The organism is Devosia sp. (genome assembly GCF_017307565.1).
GTDB lineage: Bacteria > Pseudomonadota > Alphaproteobacteria > Rhizobiales > Devosiaceae > Devosia.
Genome location: NZ_JAFKHD010000340.1, coordinates 1 through 18,948, shown reverse-complemented (window position 1 = coordinate 18,948; position 18,948 = coordinate 1). Strand labels below are relative to the sequence as shown.

Genomic DNA, 18,948 nt, shown 5'->3' with positions numbered 1-18,948 from the left:
GTGGCGGGAGCGTTTGACGCCTGAGCAATACTACATCATGCGCCAGCACGGCACCGAACGGCCGGGCAGCTGCGCGCTGCTGCACGAAACGCGCCAGGGCACATTTGCCTGCGCCGGCTGCGATACGCCGCTGTTCGGTTCGACGCTGAAGTTTGAGAGCGGTACCGGCTGGCCGAGTTTCAATGACCCGCTGCCGGGGGCGGTGGAAAGCACGATCGATCGCAGCCATGGCATGGTGCGCGAGGAAGTGCATTGTGCCACCTGTGGCAGCCATCTGGGGCATGTGTTCCCCGATGGTCCGCCGCCGACGGGGCTGCGCTATTGCATCAATGGTGTGGCGCTGAATTTTACGCCGGCTTGAATGAACAGAACCCGCGGTGCGAACCGCGGGTTTTTTGTTGCGTCACGTGCCGCGGGGCTTGGCTCTGCTCGTCGCAGGCGCGGCGATGGGATCTTCTGGCCATGGGTGGCGAGGGTAACGGCCCTTCAGATCCTTGGCGACGTCTTTCCAGCTGCCGCGCCAGAAGCCGGGGAGGTCGCGTGTGGTCTGGATGGGGCGATGGGCGGGGGAGAGCAGCACTAGCAGCAACGGGATGCGGCCATTGGCGATGCTGGGGTGGCGGTCGAGGCCGAAGAGTTCCTGAACGCGGATTTCGAGGGCCGGGCCGTTTTCGGCAGCGTAGTCGATGGGCAAGTGGCTGCCTGAGGGCGCGGAGAAGTGGCTCGGGAGCAGGCGGTCGATGTCCTGTTTTTTGGCCCAGGGGAGAAGGGTGTCGAGGGCTTGGCCGAGGTGATCGGCGCTGATGCTGGAGAGGCGGGTTTCGCCGGTTATGTGCGGCACAAGCCAAGCTGGGTCGGCGGCGAGGGCGGCGTCGGAGAGGTCGGGCCAATCTTCGCCAAGGGTCTGGCGGAGGAAGGTGGCGCGGGCGCGGAGGGCTTTTTGGTCCTTGCTCCACGGGAGGGTTTCCGGTCGCTTCAGCGCGGCTTCGGCGAGGAGTTCGGCGGCGTGTTCGAGATCGGTGACGGGAGCGGGTTCGTCGGCGAGGCGCAGGGCGTCGAGGCGGCGCTGGCGGCGGGCGCGGACCGAGCCGGAGGCGGCGTCGAAGGTGAGCCTCGTTTCGCTGACGATGTGATTGCCGAAAAGGGTTTCGAGATCAGCGGGGTCGAGGGCGGCGGCGGAGCGGATGCGGCCCTGGGTGGCGCTGCCGGTGATGTCGGCGACGACGAGGAAACTTGCGCCAGCGAGGGAATGGGTTTCATCGACCTGCGCCTGGCGGCCATTGGCGAGGCGGAAACGGCCGCGCGGGCCGGCGGGTTGGGCGACGCGATCGGGGAAGGCGCGGGCGAGGTGGTGGCCGGGGTCGCGGGGATCGTCGTTCGTTCCGCCGGCGAGTTTGCTCCAGCGTCTTGCCATGGCGCGGGCGTCCTGGGCACGGGGGGAGCGGTCTGTCCGAAAACGGTCGAGGCGGCGGGCGAGGTCGGTGTCTTCGCCGCCAAGGCCGCGTTCGCCGATAAGGACGGCGAGTTCGGCTGCGGTTTCGGCGTCGCCATCTTCGGCTCCGGCGACGACCATGTGGGCGAGACGCGGGTGAAGCGGGAGTTTTGCGAGGGCCTTGCCGGCCGGGGTGAGATGGCCGCCTTCGTCGATGGCGTCGAGGCGGGTGAGAAGCGCCTTGGCCTCGGACCAAGCGGGGGCGGGCGGGGGATCGAGGAAGGCGAGGGTTTTTGGGTCGCTGACGCCCCAGGCGGCAAGGTCGAGGACAAGGCCTGAAAGGTCGGCGGAGAGGATTTCGGGCGTTTCAAAAGCTTCGAGGGCGGCGGTCTGGCCTTCGTTCCAGAGGCGGATGGCGACGCCGGGCGACGTGCGGCCGGCGCGGCCGCGGCGCTGATCGGCGCCGGCGCGGGAGACGCGGACGGTGGCGAGGGTCGTGAGGCCTGTTGAAGGTTCGTAGACGGGGACGCGGCGGAAGCCGGAGTCGACGACGATCCGGATGCCTTCGATGGTGAGGGAGGTTTCGGCGATGGAGGTCGCGAGCACGATCTTCCGGCGACCGTCCGGGGAGGGTTTTATGGCGGCGTCCTGCTCGGCGGGGGTGAGCTGGCCGTAAAGCGGGGCGAGATCGGTGTTGGGGGGCAGGCGAGACGATAGACGCTCGGCGGTGCGGGTGATTTCGCCCTGGCCGGGGAGGAAGACGAGGGCGGAGCCTTCGTGTTCGCGCATGGCTTTCAGAACGGCTTTCGTCACCTGATCTTCGAGGCGCTCCAGCGAGTCGGGTTCGGCATAGATCGTGTCGACCGGGTAGGTGCGGCCGGGGCTGTCGATGACCGGGGCATCGTCGAGGAGTTTTGAGACGCGGGCGCCGTCGATGGTGGCCGACATCACGAGAAGTTTCAGGTCTGGCCGCAGGGCGCGGGCGTCGAGCGCAAGGGCAAGGCCAAGATCGGCGTCGAGGCTGCGTTCGTGGAATTCGTCGAAGAGCACGGCGGCAACGCCCGAGAGTTCGGGATCGTCCTGCAGCATGCGGGTAAAGACGCCTTCGGTGACGACTTCGATGCGTGTTCTGGCGGAAACTTTCGACTCCATGCGGACGCGAAAACCGACGGTCTGGCCTACGTCTTCGCCGAGGAGCTTTGCCATTTGACGGGCGGCGGCGCGGGCGGCGAGGCGGCGGGGTTCGAGGACGATGATGCGGCCGTCATTGCGCCAGGGGGCGGCGAGCAAAGCGAGGGGAACCCGCGTCGTCTTGCCGGCGCCGGGCTGGGCCACGAGCACGGCGCTAAAACCCTGAGCGAGGGCATCGGCCAGGGCCGGCAGGGCGGCGTCGATGGGCAGCGGCGGCAGGTTCATAAGCAGGGCTTCCTTTACCCGCTGCTTACCCGCGCCCTGCTAATCACTCAAGCGATTGCCGCGGCCGGAACTCGCCGGTCGATATGGGTGCGCCACTGGGAAGGGAGCGCTCAGGTGGTTTTCATCATGAACCAACAAGGCTAGGGTCCGCTGCCTTTGCCTGAAAAGAGCTGCCTGGAGGACGCACGTGCAACTCACCCGTATCAGCAATAGCGACCTGACTGTGGACGTTGCGGCGCTGGGCGCCGAGATGCAGGCGCTTTCGACCCGGGATGGTCGGAACTGGCTGTGGACGGGCGATGCCACCTATTGGACCGGCCGCTCGCCTATTCTGTTTCCTATGGTCGGCCGCGCGCCGATGGACGTGATCAGCGTCGGTGGCGACCGCTACCAGATGAGCCAGCACGGCTTTGCCCGGCGCAGCGCCTTCACCCTGGTCGAAGAGTGGCGCGAGCACTGCGTCTATCGCCTCGAAGCCTCGGAAGCGACGCGGGCCATGTTTCCGTTCGATTTCCAGCTCGATGTGGAACATCGGCTGGAAGGCCGTGCGGTGATCGTCACGGCGACGGTGACCAATCGCGACAGCAAGGTCATGCCCTATGGTGTGGGGTTTCACCCGGCCTTTGCCTGGCCGCTGCCGGGCGGCGAACGTCAGAGCCATAGCGTCACGCTCGATAATGGCGGGGAGCCGTCGCTGTTCCGGCTTTCGGGCGGGCTGGTCAATCCCGAGCCGCTGGCTTCGCCATTCGTGGGCGGGCAGCTGGTGCTCAACCATGCGGATTTCGAAAAAGACGCGATGATTTTCCCCGAGGGTGCGGGGGCGGGGCTAACCTATGGGGCAGAAAACGGGCCGAGCGTTCGTTTCTCCTGGGAGAACCTGCCCAACTTTGCGCTCTGGACCAAGGCGGGGGCGGGGTTCATCTGCCTCGAGCCATGGCAGGGCACTGCGGCGGAAGTTGGTGGTTCGGACGCGCTGGATCAGCGGCCGTACACGGCGCTTCTGGGGCCGGGGGCGGTGGCGAAGTATAGTTTCAGGGCGGAGTTGGTGGGGTAAGTCTCGCTCAGCCACTGACCTCCCTTCTCCCCTTGCGGGAGAAGGTGGCGCGAAGTGTCGGATGAGGGGTATTCGATCCAACAGCAAGCTTCTCTGCGGAGGATAGAACCCCTCACCCTGACTTTTCGCTGAACGCGAAAAGTCTGTCCCTCTCCCGCAAGGGGCGAGGGTGGGCCCGGTGCTATTCCGCCGCCCCTCGTTCCTCCGCCACCATATCCGGGCCATTGGGGTCGCCGGGGGTCGTTTCGACGCCGAGGTCGGGGAAGGCGGCGATGCGCTGGTTGCGGAAATCGGTGCGGATGACGATCAGGCCGCGTTCTTCGAACCAGGTGAGGAGGCGCCGGGCGCGGCTCGTCGAGTGCGTGCCGTAAAGGCGCGCAATGGTCGCGTCGGGCGGGCAGGGGCCGCCGACGAGGGCGGCTTGCGCCAAGACGAGGAAGACGCCCTGCACGTCGTCGGTGAGCGTTTCCGAAAGGGCGAGGGCCTGCTGCCAGCCGTCAGACGAGGCGGTTTCCTCGTCGGGGGCGACGCGGGCGACGGCGAGGAGGCGCTTGAAGGCGGGCAAAGCCGGCGGCTCGCCGGGAACGCGGCGAATGCGGCAGCGCACCAGAAAGTCCTGATAGAGCTGGGCCGTGTTGCGGAAGCCCGCATCGGGATCGCTCATCAGCTCGACCATGACGGTCTTGATGGTCTCTTCACGCTCGGCTTCGTCGATCTCGGGGAAGAGCGAGGTCGGCTCGGGTTCACGCTCGGCGCGGGCGCGAGCGACCTGGGCGAGGAGTTCATTGGTCGAGGGCGGCGGTGGCGGCGCGGGTCGGCGCACGATGGGCCGGGCCATTTCCTCGGGATCCATGGTGAAGATCAGGTCGGCTGCATCGACCGGGGCTTCGGGGAGCGGGGTCAGCTTGGGGCTCGTCGAACGGGCCGAAGTTTCGACGGGGCCGATGACGATGGGCAGGGGGCGACGCGAAACGGCGGGGCCGAGGGCGACGAAGTGGCCGCGGGCGAGGTCGCGAAACTGTTCGGCCTGGCGGCGGTCCATGCCCAGAAGGTCAGCGGCGCGGGCCATGTCGATGTCGAGGAAGGTGCGGCCCATCAAGAAGTTGGAGGCTTCCGCTGCGACGTTTTTCGCGAGCTTTGCGAGACGCTGGGTGGCGATGACCCCGGCGAGTCCGCGCTTGCGGCCACGGCACATGAGGTTGGTCATGGCGCCGAGCGAGACCTTTCGGGCTTCGTCGGACACTTCGCCGGCAGCGGCAGGGGCAAAGAGCTGGGCTTCGTCGACGACGACGAGGACCGGATACCAGAAGTCGCGATCGGCATCGAACATGCCGCCGAGGAAGGCGGCGGCGGCGCGCATCTGCTGCTCGGCATCGAGCCCTTCGAGATTGACGACGACGGAGACGCGGTGCTGGCGCACGCGGGTGGCGATGCGCGTCAGTTCGGCTTCGCTGCGGGTGGCGTCGACGACGAGATGGCCGAACTTGTCGGCGAGCGTGACGAAGTCACCCTCGGGATCGATGACGCATTGCTGCACCCAGGGGGCGGATTGCTCGAGCAGGCGTCTCAAAAGATGGGATTTGCCGGAACCGGAATTGCCCTGGACCAGGAGACGGGTGGCCAGCAATTCCTCTAGGTCCATGTGGGCGGGGCCGGTACCCCGGCTCTCGCCCATGTCGATTGCAACCTGCATTACAACTCCCGCATACGCGCGAGGAGAGCCTTAGCACGCCGCGCGGCCGATTCGGCAAAGCGGCACATCAATTCACAGGTGACTGCAGTTTTACGCCTGCGGCTTGCGCGCGATCATGAAGAGGGCGGCCTTCTTTTGGGGCAGCCATTCGTGCTCCACGACGAAGCCGGCCGCTTCCATGGCGCCGCGCAGCTGGCTTTGCGACATGACGTCGAGATGGGGCAGGAGGCCGAGGAAACTGCCCAAAGGGGCGATGTAGCGGATGGCGGGCATCATTTCGGTCAGGCAAGCGGTGCTGGTGACGAAATAGCCGCCGGGTTTGAGGGCGGCAAACACCCTGGCGATGGCGGCTTGCTTGTCCTTGAGGAGGTGCAGGATGGACATGCCCAGCACCATATCGAGACTTTCGGGAGCGAGATCGACGCTTTCAATGGCGCCGACTTCGAAGCCGATATTGGTTACGCCGGCCTTTTCGGCTTTGCTGCGGGCGATCTCGATCATGCGCTCGGAAAAATCGATGGCGCGGATATGCCTGACGCCGGCGGCATGGATGAGGGCGGTGGAGCCGGTGCCGCAGCCGAATTCGAAGAGCTCCATATCGGGACGCAGCAGGCGCCGGGTGGCGGCGAGCTTGGTCTGATAGGCATTCTCATCGGCGATGGGCGCGGCGGCATAGCGGTTTGCCATGCGATTCCAGAAAGTCTCTGCACCCATTTTGGTTCTCCCGACCTCAACTGCGGGGAGAATAGGTGTTTGGTTGGTCAAACAAAATTGCAGAAAGAAGCAGAGATCATATACAAGAATGCATGGATGACCGAAAAGACCTCGACTGGAACCAGATGCGCGCGCTCCTCGCGACGGTCGAGGCCGGGTCGCTTTCGGGCGCGGCGCGAAAGCTGGGGCTGACGCAGCCAACGTTGGGACGGCAGGTGGCGGCGCTGGAGCGGAGCCTGGGGGTTATTCTCTTCGAGCGGGCGGGGCGCGGGCTGGTGCTGACTTCGGCGGGGCGCGAACTGATCGCGCCGCTACGGGCCATGGGCGAGGCGTCGGACACGGTTGCCATGGTGGCCTCGCGCCAGTCGCAGGCGGTGGAAGGACTGGTGCGGATTACGGCGAGCGATGTCTATGCGCAATATCTGCTGCCGCCGATCTTGCTGAAATTGCGGGCGGTGGCGCCAGGGATCACCGTTGACGTGGTGGCGTCCAACGAGGTGGAAGACCTCATTCGTCGCAAGGCCGACATTGCCATTCGCCATGTGCCGCCGCAGGAGGCGGAGCTGATCGCGCGGAGACTGCCGGATACGGTGGCCAAGATTTACGGCACGCCGGAACTGATTGATCGGATCGGCAGGCCGGTTGATGAGCGGGCGCTAGGCCGGGCCGACTTTGTCGGCTATTCGGAAAGTGTCGACATTGTCCTGGCGGAACTGCAGCGCAACGGCCTGAGTTTGAGCGCGGCCAATTTTCCGCTGATGACCAATAGCGGTCTCGTGGCCTGGGACTGGGTGCGGCGCGGCATGTTGCTGGGGCTGATGATGCAGGCTGTGGCAGAGCGGACGCCGGAAGTGGAGGAGGCGTGGCCGGCTTTTGCCGGCGTGCCAGTGCCCACCTGGCTTGCTACCCATCGCGAATTGCGCACGGCGCGGCGGATTCGCGTGGTTTTCGATCTCCTAGCCGAGGGATTGGCGCCACGACAGAACGGCAGTCCGAATTGACAAATTCGGCGAATTATCCGTCTTGTATGGAAGGCTGCCGGGGGCTGCAGGGGCGAGAAACCTGTGGACGCCGGCCGACGAATAAAGCCATGAGCCGGTTTGGGGCCCATGGTCGACCAAGAAAGAACAGGTGAGCCATGGCCGCAGCGCTGGAGCACAGCAAGGAAACCATCGCCATGCGCGTCGTCGATGCGTTGCGTGATGATATCATCACCATGGCATTGAAGCCCGGCGATGTGATTTCCGAGAGCGATATTGCCGGGCGCTATGGCGTGTCGCGCCAGCCGGTGCGCGAGGCGTTCATTCGTCTCGCCCAGCAGGGCCTGCTGCTGATCCGCCCCAAGCGGGCGACGGTGGTGAAGAAGATTTCGCCGACCGGGGTGCGCCAATCGCGCTTCATTCGCGAAAGCATCGAGGTCGAAATCATCCGCCGCGTCGCCGGGCAGCCGAGCGATGACGCGGCCGACGTGCTGCAGACCTTGATTGCCGACCAGGAGGCAGCCTCGGCTGCCAATGACAGCAGGCGCTTTCATACGCTCGACGAGCTCTTTCACCGCACGCTCGCGCGGTTGGCCGGCGTTGAATATGCCTGGCAGCTGATCGATGATCACAAGATGCAGCTCGACCGCGTGCGCTACCTGACGCTGGGCGTGTCCTCGACGCAGCGCGCCATTGCCGAGCACAAGCAGATTGTCGAGGCGGTGGCCAAGGCCGATCCGGCGGCGGCCGAAACGGCGATGCGGGCGCATCTGGCACGGGCCGAACTGCTGCTCAACCAGACGATTTCCGACTTCCCCGATTTCTTCGAATAGAGCGCTCTCAGGAAAAGTCGCCGGCGTTTCTGGTTCCAAAGGGTTGTGAAACAGGGTTCGCGGATCATTCCGCCGTTTTGAGACGGCGGAATGATGTGGTGGACGGCGCCGCTTTGCGTCCCTAGTTTGGCCCCCAATCTGATTTGGTGGAGCAGCACGATGAAGACGCGGCTTTTGGGCAAGACTGGGTATGAAGTCAGCGAAATCGGCCTCGGCTGCTGGCAGCTGGGTGGCGATTTCGGGCCGGTCGAGGACGAAGCGGCGGCGGCTATTCTCGATGCTGCCAATAGCGCCGGGATCAATTTCTGGGACACGGCCGACGTCTACGGTGGCGGGCTTTCGGAGCGGCGCATCGGCGCCCATGCCAAGGGCCCGGGCGTAAAGGTTGCGACCAAGCTCGGGCGTTCGGCGGCGCTCTTTCCCAACAAATACACCAAGGAGCGAGTGCGCGAGAGCCTGATGGGTTCGGCGCAGCGCCTGGGCGTTTCGACGCTTGACCTCGCCCAGCTCCATTGCGTGCCGACGCCGGTGCTGCGCGACGGGGAAATCTTTGGATGGATGAACGAGTTTCAGGCCGAGGGTTTGGTGCGGCACTGGGGCGCCAGCGTCGAAACCATCGAGGAAGGCCTGATCTGTCTGGAACAGGCCGGCTGCGCCACGCTGCAGATCATTTTCAATCTTTTGCGCCAAGACGCGGCCGAAAAACTGCTGCCTCGGGCGGCGGAGAAGAATGTCGGCATCATCGTGCGCCTGCCGCTCGCCAGTGGGCTGCTAAGCGGCAAGTACGACAAGAATTCCACCTTCGATGACACCGACCATCGCAACTACAACCGCGATGGCCAGGCCTTTTCGGTGGGTGAGACCTTTTCGGGGATCAAGTTCGAGCGTGGGGTCGAACTGGTGCAGGAACTCAAAGGTCTAGCGCCGGAAGGCGTGCCGCTGAGCCAGTTTGCGCTGCGCTGGATTCTCGACCATCCGCAGGTGTCGACCATCATTGCCGGCGTTTCAAAACCCGAGCAGATCGTCGACAATGTCGCGGCGAGCGAGCGCAAGAGCCTGTTCCCGGCGCTGATGACGCAGCTGGGCGAATGGTATCAGCAAGAAGTGAAGCCCGAGATCCGCGGCGGGGTCTGACCCGCAACCGCGGGCCCTAGCGGAACCAGACTGCCGCACCTAGGTTATCGAGACAAAACAACAAGACGAGCCAGTTCCATGTCCATCCATCCCGCTTTCGAGCTTGTGCGCGACGAGACCATTGCCGAGATCAATTCACAGGCGCAGCTCTTTCGGCACAAGAAGACCGGGGCGGAGGTGCTGAGCCTCATCAATGACGACGAGAACAAGGTTTTTGGCGTGACGCTAAAGACGCCGCCGGATGACTCGACGGGGATCGCGCATATTTTGGAGCACTCGGTGCTCTGCGGATCGAAAAAGTATCCGGTGAAGAAGCCGTTCGTGGAGCTGCTGAAGGGCTCCATGCACACCTTCCTCAATGCCATGACCTTTCCGGACAAGACGGCCTATCCGGTGGCCAGCGCCAATCTCAAGGATTTTTACAACCTTGTGGATGTGTATCTCGACGCGGTGTTTTTCCCGCTGCTGACCGAAGACACGTTTGCGCAGGAGGGTTGGCACTATGAGCTCGAAAACCTCGATGCGCCGCTGGTCTATAAGGGCGTCGTCTTCAACGAGATGAAGGGCGTGTTCTCGTCGCCCGACTCGGTGATGCACGACCAGACGCAGCGGGCGCTTTATCCCGATACAACCTATGGTCTCTCCTCGGGTGGCGACCCCAAGGATATTCCGGCGCTGACCTATGAGCAGTTCAAGCGCTTTCACACCAAGTTCTATCATCCGTCCAATGCCCGCGTGGTATTTTCGGGCGATGATGCGCCGGAGAAGCGGCTCGCTATTTTGGACGAGGTTTTCAGTCAGTTCGATGCGGCGCCGGTGGATGCCGATATTGCGCTGCAGCCGCGCTGGAATGCGCCGCGGCAGGTGAGCGGGGCTTATGCCGGAACGGTGGACGCAGAAAAGCGCCGCGACGGCATGGCGAGCGTCAACTGGATGATCGATCCGCCGACTGGCCGCGAAGAAACGCTGAGCCATGGCCTTCTTAGTTATTTGCTGGCCGGCAATTCGGCGGCGCCGCTGCGCAAGAAGCTGACCGAGAGCGGCCTTGGCGAGAGTATGCTGGGCGGTGGCATTTCCACTTGGCTGCGTCAGCCTATGGCTGGGTTTGGCTTGAAGGGGATTGACCCGGCGGATGCCGAAAAGGTCGAAAAACTGGTGCTCGATACGCTGGCGGAACTGGCCGAAACCGGCTTTTCCGAGGAGCAGCGCGAGGCGGCGCTCAATACGTTTGAATTCCATCTGCGTGAGCAGAATACGGGTGGCCAGCCGCGGGGCATGAGCTACATGTTCTCCGCGCTCGGCTCGTGGCTGCATGGCGGCGATCCGCTGGAGCCGCTGACCTTTGAGATCGCTTTGGCAGCGCTCAAGGAGAAGGCCGGGCAGGGACATTTCGAGAAGGAAATCCGCCGGCTGTTCCTTGATAACACGCACCGCATCACGTCGAAGATCGAGGCTGATCCGGAGCTGGGCGCGAAGCAGGCCAAGGTCGAAGACGACAAGCTTGCTGCCGTGCGCGCGGGCATGGATGAAGATGCGCTCAAGGCAACCATCGCCCAGACCGAGAAGCTGAAGGCGCTGCAGGAATCCGTGGACAAGCCGGAAGATCTGGCAAAGATCCCGACGCTGACGCTGGGCGATCTCGACCGCTCGATCCGCACTCTGCCGACCGATGAGAGTGATCTCTTCGGTGCGCGGCTGATGCATCATGACCTGCCAACGCTCGGGATTTTGTATCTCGATCTCGGCTTTGACCTGAAGGTGCTGGAGCCGGCGCTGTTGCCCTATCTGCCGCTGTTCGGTCGGGCTCTGTTGCAGACCGGCACGAGCAAGGAAGACTTTGTTAGCCTGACGCAGCGCATCGGGCGCACCACGGGCGGTATTGCCCAGCATCGCAGCCTTGCGACGCGCCTCGACAATGATGAGACGGCGGCGTGGTTCTTCGTGTCGGGGAAATCGGTGCCGGCCAAGTTCGGCGACATGCTCGACATCATCAGCGATGTGCTGCTCGATGCGCGGCTCGACAACAAGGAGCGCATTCGGCAGATGGCGCTGGAGGAAAAGGCGGGCTTTGAGGCGCGCATGATCCCGGCGGGTAATTCCATCGTCGATACGCGGCTCAAGGCGGGTCTGACCGAGGCGAGCTGGGTGGCCGAGCAGTTGGGTGGCGTCAGCTATCTCAATTTCCTGCGTGACCTGGTGAAGCGCATCGACAGTGACTGGGCTGGGGTGGAAGCGACGTTCCGGCGCATTCGCGATGTGCTGTTCAACCGCAAGGGGATGGTGGTCAATCTGACCGCCGATGCCAGCCTCTTCGCCGAGACACGTGGTGCTCTTTCTAGCTTTGTTGAGGGGCTGCCGCAGGGCGATGCTCAGACGCATGACTGGGGTTTTGCGGCGGAGCCGAAGTCTGAAGGCTTGGTCATTCCGGCGCAGGTCAATTACGTCGGCAAGGGCGCGAATTTAAAGGCGCTGGGCTATGAGGCTTCGGCAGCGTCGGCCGTGGTACTGCGCTTCCTCAATACCACTTATCTCTGGGACAAGGTACGCGTGCAGGGCGGGGCCTATGGCGGGTCGAGCCGGTTTGATTTGTCCTCGGGCAATTTCTCGTTCCTCTCCTATCGCGATCCGAACCTCCTTAAGACGCTCGATGTCTATGACGGAGCGGCCAAGGCGCTGCGGGCGGGGATTGGCGAGACTGATCTGACGCGCTCGATCATCGGCGTTATCGGTGACGCCGATCGGCCGGAATTCGTCGATGCCAAGGGCTATTCGGCCATGTGGCGGATTCTGACGGGGACGACGGATGCGATCCGCCAGCAGCGGCGCGATGAAATTCTTGGTGCGAGCCAGAAGGATTTTGCAGCGCTCGCGGATGCGCTCGAAGTGCTGGCCGAAAAGGGCCATGTGGTAGTGCTGGGTGGCGAGACGGCTATCAAGGCTGCCAATGATCAGCGGCCGGGGCTGATGGAAGTCAGCAAGGTGATGTGAGGCTACAGCCCAAACAAAGATCCCCGCTTTCGCGGGGATGACACCGTGGATGAAATGGGGCGCCTTGGGCGCCCCAATCTTTTAGTGGCCGAGGCTCTTCACGATATCTTCCGTGACCTTCTTGGCATCGCCGAAAAGCATCATGGTGTTATCGCGGAAGAAGAGCTCGTTCTGGACGCCGGCGTAACCGGCGGCCATGCCGCGCTTGATGAAGAGCACGGTGCCGGCGTCTTCGACGTTGAGGACCGGCATGCCGTAGATCGGCGAGGTCTTGTCGGTCTTGGCGGCGGGGTTGGTCACGTCATTGGCGCCGATGACGAAGGCGACGTCGGACTGGGCGAATTCGGAATTGATGTCTTCCAGTTCGAATACTTCGTCATAGGGCACGTTGGCTTCGGCCAGCAGCACGTTCATGTGGCCGGGCATGCGGCCGGCAACGGGGTGGATGGCGTACTTGACCTCGACGCCTGCGGCCTTGAGGAGGTCGGCCATTTCCCGCAGCGCGTGCTGGGCTTGGGCGACGGCCATGCCGTAGCCGGGGACGATGATGACCTTGCCGGCGTTTTTCATCAGGAACGCAGCGTCTTCGGCGGCGCCCTGTTTGACCGGGCGGTCTTCCTCGACGCCACCGGCGGCCGATGAGGTGTCGCCGCCAAAGCCACCGAGGATGACCGAGATGAAGCTGCGGTTCATCGCGCGGCACATGATGTAGGAGAGGATCGCGCCCGAGGAGCCGACGAGGGCGCCGGTGATGATCAAAGCGGTGTTGCCAAGCGTGAAACCGATGCCGGCGGCGGCCCAGCCCGAATAGGAATTGAGCATGGAGACGACGACGGGCATATCGGCGCCGCCGATGGGGATGATCATCAAGCCGCCGAGGACGAGGGCGAGGATGGTGATCAGCCAGAAGAGCCAGGGTTCGGCGGTGACGGTGAAGGCCCAGACGAGGGCGATCAGCACGATGCCGAGGATGATGTGGATGGCGTGGCGGGCCGGCAGGATGATCGGCTTGCCGGACATATTGCCGTTGAGCTTGGCGAAGGCGATGACCGAGCCGGTGAAGGTGAAGGCGCCGATGGCGACGCCAATCGACATTTCGACGAGCGCCTGGGCATGGATGGCGCCGGGCGCGCCGATGCCGAAAGCTTCGGGGGCGTAGAGGGCTGCGGCGGCGACGAAGACGGCGGCAAGGCCAACCAGAGAGTGGAAGGCGGCGACAAGCTGGGGCATGTCGGTCATCTTCACTTCGCGGGCGATATAGGCGCCGATGCTGCCACCAAGGCCGAGACCGCCGATGATCAGCAGCCAGCTGACCCAGTCACTGGGGGCCGCGACGAGCAGAGTGGTGACCACGGCAATGCCCATGCCCACCATGCCGTAGAGATTGCCCTGGCGGGCGGAAGAGGGGCTCGAGAGCCCGCGCAGCGCCAGGATGAAGAGCACGCCCGCGATGAGGTAGAACAGGGCGGCGATATTGGCGTCGATCATGATTGTGGTTCCTCAGCGAACCGCCATGACTTCGACTTCGGCCAGAAAGGCCGGCGAGATCAGGCTTTTGACGATTACGAGCGTGCTGGCGGGATTGACCGAGCCGAGCCATTTGTTGAAGGCGGCGCGATTGGCCGGCACCTGGTCGACATCGGTCAGGAAGGTGCGGATATGGACGACGTCCTGCATGGCAAAACCGCCATCGGCCAGCACGGCCTCGAGGTTCTGAAAGATCTGCTCGAGCTGGGCCTCGATGCCCTCGGGCACGGTGCCGTCTGCTCGCAGCGCGATCTGGCCGGAGGTGTTGAGAACGGCCTCGGGATTTTTTGACAGGACGCCGTGGCTATAGGGGATCGGCGGCCTGGGCAGGCCCGTGCCGGGAAGGTTCACCCTCTCCATGGGCTAGCCCTTCTTCTTGTACATGGCCAGCATGCGCTGGGTTACAAGGAAGCCGCCGAAGATGTTTACGGATGCAAAGACCAGGGCGACGAAGCCGAAAGCCTTGCTGACCCAGCTGGCATCATTGGCAAGATGCACGCCGACGGCGAGGAGGGCCCCCACCACGATCACCGAGGAAATGGCATTGGTGACGCTCATCAGTGGCGTGTGCAGCGCCGGGGTGACGCTCCAGACCACGAAATAGCCGACGAAGATCGCCAGGACGAAAATGGCGAGACGGAAGGTGAAGGGGTCGATGGCGCCACCAATGGCACCGTGGGCCAGGGCCGTCGCCGCATCGGCCACGCTGTTTGCAGTTGCTTCCATCTTACTTGCCCCCCTCCGATGCAGCCGGTTTCTTGGCCACCGGCTTTTTGGCCGCCGGCTTCTTTGCTGCCGGGGTCTTTACCGCCGGTGCGGTCTCGGCTCTGGCTGCGGGTTTCTTGGCCGCGCGCGGTTTTGTGGTTTCAGGTTTTGCGGCGGCGGGGACAGCTGCCTTCTTGGTGGCAGGCTTCTTTGCCGGTTCTGCCTTGGCAAGAGGCGCTATAACCGCTGTGGGTTCGGCCGGTTTGGCGGCAGGTTTGCGGGCCGGGGCTTTGGCGGCCGGCTTGGCCGCCGGGACCTTTTCGGCGGCGCCAGTTTTGACCGGAGCGGATTTTGGCTCGACCTTGCGGCTTGGCGTCTTCGGGGCGGGCTTGGCCACGGCGACGGGCGCTTCGGCCTTGGCGGCGACCGGCTCGGCCTTGGCAAAATTGGGGTGCACCACGGCGCCATCGCGGGTGAGAACGGTCGCCTTGACCAGCTCGTCATCCCAATTGATGGCCAGTTGCTTTTCCTTCTTGTCGATCAGGGTTTCGAGGAAGGAGAGCAGGTTTTTCGCATAGAGCTGGCTGGCGGTGGTGGGAATGCGGCTTGCAAGGTTGGTGAAGCCGATGATGGTGACGCCGTTGTGCTCGACAACTTCGTCAGGGCGGGTCAGTTCGACATTGCCGCCGCGCTCGGCCGCGAGGTCGACGATGACGGAGCCGGGACCCATGCTTTCCACCATGGTCCTGGTGACGAGCTTTGGCGCCGGGCGGCCGGGGATGAGGGCGGTGGTGACGACGATGTCCTGCTTGGCGATATGGCCAGAGACCAGTTCGGCCTGGGCCTGCTGTTCCACCAGGGTCAGTTCGCGGGCATAGCCGCCAGTGCCCGAGGCGTCCTTGAGGGCGTCGGTCATGATGAATTTGGCGCCGAGCGATTCAACCTGCTCGCCGGCCGCGGCACGCACGTCGGTGGCCGAGACCACGGCGCCGAGGCGTCGGGCGGTGGCGATGGCTTGCAAACCGGCGACGCCGGCACCCATGACGAAGGTTTTGGCCGGACGCACGGTGCCGGCGGCGGTCATCATCATGGGGAGGGCGCGGCCGAAATGGGCGGCGGCTTCGATGACGGCCTGGTAGCCGGCGAGATTGGCCTGGGAGGACAGGATGTCCATCACCTGCGCGCGGGTGATGCGCGGCATGAACTCCATGGCGATGGCGGTGACGCCGGCCTTGGCAAGGGCAGCGATATCGGCCTCATTGCCGTAGGGATCGAGCGCGGCGATGAGGAGAGCACCGGCATTGACGCCGGCCAGCGCTGTCGCGGCGGGGCGGCGCACGGCGAGCACGATATCGGCTGCCTTGACCGCTTCGCTGGCGGACGCCGCGAGGCTGGCGCCAGCTTCGGCAAACTGGGCATCGCTGATGCGGGAGCCCAGGCCTGCGCCTTTTTCGACGCTGATGGTGGCGCCAAGCCCGATCAGCTTGGCGACGGTTTCGGGCGTGGCGGCGACGCGATGTTCGCCGGCCACGGTTTCCCGCAGAACCGCAATTTTCATGAGAACTCTCCTACCCGCCTGCCGGCGGGCAGGCAGCTCCTGGCCTGCTTGTGTCGATTACGGATTGATCACAAAATACAGGATGACCAATAGCGCGGCCAATCCATAGACCGACCACTTCACCCCAGTGATGAAGCCCGTGTAGGTCTTTTCGTGTTCGGCATAGTCCATTGCGGATTCCAGTACCGGCTGGGAGTGGTGTGCGGGGTGCTTTGTGGCCATGTCGTCCTCGAAAGTATAGTGGTCCAAAGGTCTATCAAACTTAAGGCGATGTCGCCTCAAGCTCATCGATCAGCCCCTCGATCATCGAGAGGCCGAGCGACCAGAAATTGGGGTCTTTGGCGTCGAGCCCAAAGGGTGCCAAAAGCTCGGAATGATGCTTGCTGCCCCCGGCCTTCAGCAGCCCAAAATAGCGCTCTGCAAAGCCTTCCCTAGACTTCTCATACTGTGCGTAGAGCGAGTTCACAAGGCAGTCACCGAAGGCATAGGCATAGACGTAGAAGGGCGAGTGGATGAAGTGCGGAATATAGGTCCAGAAGATGTCGTAGCCTTCGTTCTGGATGATCGCGTCGCCGAGCGACTCTGACTGAACATCGAGCCAGATCTGGTTGATTTCCTCGGTACGCAATTCGCCCTGACGGCGCGCGGTATGGACCCGGCGCTCGAAGCTATAGAAGGCGATCTGACGAACCACCGTGTTGAGCATGTCTTCCACCTTGGAAGACAGAAGCGCGAAGCGCTGCTTGGGATCGGTGGTCTTGTCGAGCAGCGCCCGGAAGGTCAGCATTTCGCCAAAGACCGAGGCGGTTTCGGCCAGGGTCAGCGGTGTATTGGCAAGGATCGGGCCCTGCGCGGCGGCAAGGCGCTGGTGCACGCCATGGCCGAGCTCATGCGCGAGTGTCATGATATCGCGCGTGCGGCCGAGATAGTTGAGCATCAGGTAAGGATGGGCGCTCGGCACGGTCGGGTGCGCGAAGGCGCCCGACAGCTTGCCCTCGCCGGTCGGGGCGTCGATCCAGCCTGAATTGAAGAAGGGTTTTGCGACGTCAGCCAATTCGGGCGAGAAGCGGCCATAGGCGTCGAGAACGGTGGAGACAGCCGTGTCCCAATCCCAGATGCGTTCGTCGCTCGTGGGCAACGGGGCGTTGCGATCCCAGGCGTTCAGCTTGTCCTTGCCGAACCATTTTGCCTTCATCTTGTAGTAGCGGTGCGAGAGGCGCGGATAGGCGGCTTCCACGGCAGACTGCAGCGCATCGACGACTTCGCGCTCGACGGAATTCGCCATGTGGCGGCTGTCGGCGATGTCTTCGTAGCCGCGCCAGCGGTCGGAGATTTCCTTGTCCTTGGCGAGGACATTGGTGATGTGGGTGAAGAGCCGGCCATTGGCCTTGAAAGTCTTGGCGAGAGCGTTGAAGGCGCTTTCGCGCTTCTTTTCGTCCTTTTCCGACAGCAGGTGCAGGGTCGATTCAAGGTTCAGCGTTTCGCCATCGACTTCGAATTCCAATGCGGACATGGTCTCGTCGAAAAGGCGGTTCCAGGCGGAGAAGGCGGTAACCGACTTGTCGTGGAACAGCTCTTCGAGCTTGTCGTCGAGCTGGTAGGGCTTGGCTTTCCTGAGTTCGGCGAACCAGGTCTTGTAGCGGCCAAGCTCGGAAGCCCTGGCGATGGCGGCGTCGAGTTCGGCGTCGTCGACGCGGTTGAGTTCGAGTTCGAAGAAGAGGACGCGCGTCGACAGGTTGGTCAGCGCTTCATTGGTGTCGCCCATGAACTTGGCGCGATCGGGATCGGTCGAGCGCTGGGCATATTGGAGGAAGGCAAAGGAGCCGATGCGGCCGGTGATGTCACCGAGCACTTCGCTGTCCTTGATGGCCTTGATCAGGCCACCGGACTTGGTGAGGTCGGCGAGCTTGCCCTTGTAGTCGCTCTCGAACTTTGCAGCGAGCGCCTTGGCTTCCTCGAGGGCTGCCTTGGACTCGGCGCTGTGCTTGCCGGGTTAGTGATCATTGAGGTCCCAGGTTGGCAGGTTGCCGAACTGGTTGTGGCCCTTTTGTGCGACAGCGCTCATGGATGAACTCCCGAATACTCTTTGTTGCGGTGGACCTTAGCGAGGTGCTTTCCGCGAAGCTAGGTCAGAAAGACGTCCGTGACGCCGCGCCACACGAGGTAGAGCGCCAGCACCAGAACCAGCCAATAGGCGATCTGGTAGAAGAGTTTTACCGAGATGCGGCGCACTAGCCAGACGCCGAGCAGCACGCCGATGATGCCGACGGGGGCCAGCATGGCGGAGTGGCTGAGATTGCTCACCGAGAGCTGGCCCAGGAAGAAATAGGGAACGAGCTTTGCCGTGTTGACGATGGCGAAGAACACCGAGGTTGTGCCGGCATAGACGGCGGGCGGGAGCTTTTTGGGCAGCACGTAGATCTGGAACGGGGGGCCGCCGGTGTGGGAAATGAAGCTCGTAAACCCGGCAATCCCACCCCAGAATGCGCCCCACGGCTTTGAGGGCGGCAGGCCTTCGAGTTTTTTCCGCAATGGCAGCATGGCGTCGAGGACGAAAAGCAGCGTCACGATGCCGACCATGAGGAGGACGACGGCGTCGCTGACAAAGGACCAGAGGGCCCAGCCGAGTAGCGTGCCGATGGCGGCGCCGGGCAGCATGATTTTCAGAATGTTGCGGTCGAATTCCTTGCGATACATCCAGACCGCGACCGCATCCATGCAAAGCAGCACCGGCAGCATCATGCCGGCCGCATCGCGGGCGGGCATGACGAGGGCGAGGAGCGGCACGCCGACGACGCCAAGTCCCCCAAGGAAGCCGGCTTTTGACAGGCCGACAATGAGCACCGCGAAGACGGCGACAGCGACAAAGACGGGATCAATCATGGGAAAGGCGAATCCAGGCGGGCAGGTCCGA

General features: G+C 63.6%; 15 protein-coding genes and 1 pseudogene. 6 read left to right on the top strand and 10 right to left on the bottom strand.

Features of this window, described 5'->3' with window-relative positions; translation table 11 throughout:
* Positions 1–361: peptide-methionine (R)-S-oxide reductase MsrB (gene msrB, locus J0I64_RS13055; protein ID WP_291408887.1), on the top strand; the 361-nt coding region annotated here is incomplete at its 5' end.
* Positions 362–403: 42 nt separating this feature from the next.
* On the opposite strand, the gene hrpB is transcribed toward msrB, so the two are convergent.
* The gene (gene hrpB, locus J0I64_RS13050) at positions 404–2,848 is read right to left on the bottom strand and encodes an ATP-dependent helicase HrpB (RefSeq protein ID WP_291408885.1); all 2,445 of its coding nucleotides are present in this window, start codon (positions 2,846–2,848) and stop codon (positions 404–406) included.
* 187 nt (positions 2,849–3,035) lie between these two features.
* Here hrpB and J0I64_RS13045 point away from each other — a divergent pair, with 187 nt between their 5' ends.
* Positions 3,036–3,902, top strand: coding sequence for an aldose 1-epimerase family protein (locus J0I64_RS13045; RefSeq protein ID WP_291408883.1), 867 nt, complete (start codon positions 3,036–3,038; stop codon positions 3,900–3,902).
* Positions 3,903–4,083: 181 nt separating this feature from the next.
* Here the strand turns inward: J0I64_RS13045 and J0I64_RS13040 are convergent, their stop codons facing one another.
* Complete coding sequence (locus tag J0I64_RS13040) at positions 4,084–5,595, bottom strand: ATP-binding protein (protein ID WP_291408881.1); 1,512 nt, start codon at positions 5,593–5,595, stop codon at positions 4,084–4,086.
* Positions 5,596–5,685: 90 nt separating this feature from the next.
* Positions 5,686–6,309, bottom strand: coding sequence for a class I SAM-dependent methyltransferase (locus J0I64_RS13035; RefSeq protein WP_291408879.1), 624 nt, complete (start codon positions 6,307–6,309; stop codon positions 5,686–5,688).
* A 92-nt stretch (positions 6,310–6,401) separates the two neighbouring features.
* On the opposite strand from J0I64_RS13035, the gene J0I64_RS13030 reads away from it, so the two are divergent.
* The 4 genes from J0I64_RS13030 (at position 6,402) to J0I64_RS13015 (ending at position 12,244) form a co-directional block, all read left to right on the top strand.
* Positions 6,402–7,310, top strand: a complete 909-nt coding sequence (locus J0I64_RS13030; RefSeq protein WP_291408877.1) for a LysR family transcriptional regulator — start codon at positions 6,402–6,404, stop codon at positions 7,308–7,310.
* 137 nt (positions 7,311–7,447) lie between these two features.
* Positions 7,448–8,122, top strand: a complete 675-nt coding sequence (locus J0I64_RS13025) for a GntR family transcriptional regulator (protein WP_291408875.1) — start codon at positions 7,448–7,450, stop codon at positions 8,120–8,122.
* Between the two features lie 159 nt (positions 8,123–8,281).
* Entirely contained in the window at positions 8,282–9,256 is a 975-nt protein-coding gene (locus tag J0I64_RS13020; RefSeq protein ID WP_291408873.1) for an aldo/keto reductase, read from the top strand.
* Positions 9,257–9,334: 78 nt separating this feature from the next.
* Positions 9,335–12,244, top strand: coding sequence for an insulinase family protein (locus tag J0I64_RS13015; RefSeq protein ID WP_291408871.1), 2,910 nt, complete (start codon positions 9,335–9,337; stop codon positions 12,242–12,244).
* A gap of 81 nt (positions 12,245–12,325) precedes the next feature.
* Here J0I64_RS13015 and J0I64_RS13010 read toward each other — a convergent pair whose 3' ends face one another.
* The 7 genes and pseudogenes from J0I64_RS13010 to J0I64_RS12980 all read right to left on the bottom strand — a co-directional run bounded on the left by J0I64_RS13010 (position 12,326) and on the right by J0I64_RS12980 (position 18,917).
* On the bottom strand, positions 12,326–13,729 hold the full coding sequence (locus tag J0I64_RS13010) for an NAD(P)(+) transhydrogenase (Re/Si-specific) subunit beta (RefSeq protein WP_291408889.1): 1,404 nt from the start codon (positions 13,727–13,729) through the stop codon (positions 12,326–12,328).
* Between the two features lie 15 nt (positions 13,730–13,744).
* Positions 13,745–14,131 carry a RidA family protein gene (locus tag J0I64_RS13005; RefSeq protein ID WP_291408869.1) on the bottom strand — a complete coding sequence of 129 codons (387 nt, stop codon included), beginning with the start codon at positions 14,129–14,131 and terminating at the stop codon, positions 13,745–13,747.
* A gap of 3 nt (positions 14,132–14,134) precedes the next feature.
* Positions 14,135–14,497 (bottom strand): proton-translocating transhydrogenase family protein, encoded by a 363-nt coding sequence (locus J0I64_RS13000; RefSeq protein ID WP_291408867.1) that lies wholly within the window; start codon positions 14,495–14,497, stop codon positions 14,135–14,137.
* Position 14,498: 1 nt separating this feature from the next.
* Positions 14,499–16,034, bottom strand: coding sequence for a Re/Si-specific NAD(P)(+) transhydrogenase subunit alpha (locus J0I64_RS12995; RefSeq protein WP_291408865.1), 1,536 nt, complete (start codon positions 16,032–16,034; stop codon positions 14,499–14,501).
* 57 nt (positions 16,035–16,091) lie between these two features.
* The gene (locus tag J0I64_RS12990; protein WP_291408862.1) at positions 16,092–16,256 is read right to left on the bottom strand and encodes an aa3-type cytochrome c oxidase subunit IV; all 165 of its coding nucleotides are present in this window, start codon (positions 16,254–16,256) and stop codon (positions 16,092–16,094) included.
* A 40-nt stretch (positions 16,257–16,296) separates the two neighbouring features.
* Positions 16,297–18,099, bottom strand: a pseudogene (locus J0I64_RS12985) (M3 family oligoendopeptidase).
* A gap of 59 nt (positions 18,100–18,158) precedes the next feature.
* Complete coding sequence (locus J0I64_RS12980; RefSeq protein WP_291408860.1) at positions 18,159–18,917, bottom strand: sulfite exporter TauE/SafE family protein; 759 nt, start codon at positions 18,915–18,917, stop codon at positions 18,159–18,161.
* Between the last annotated feature and the right edge of the window lie 31 nt (positions 18,918–18,948).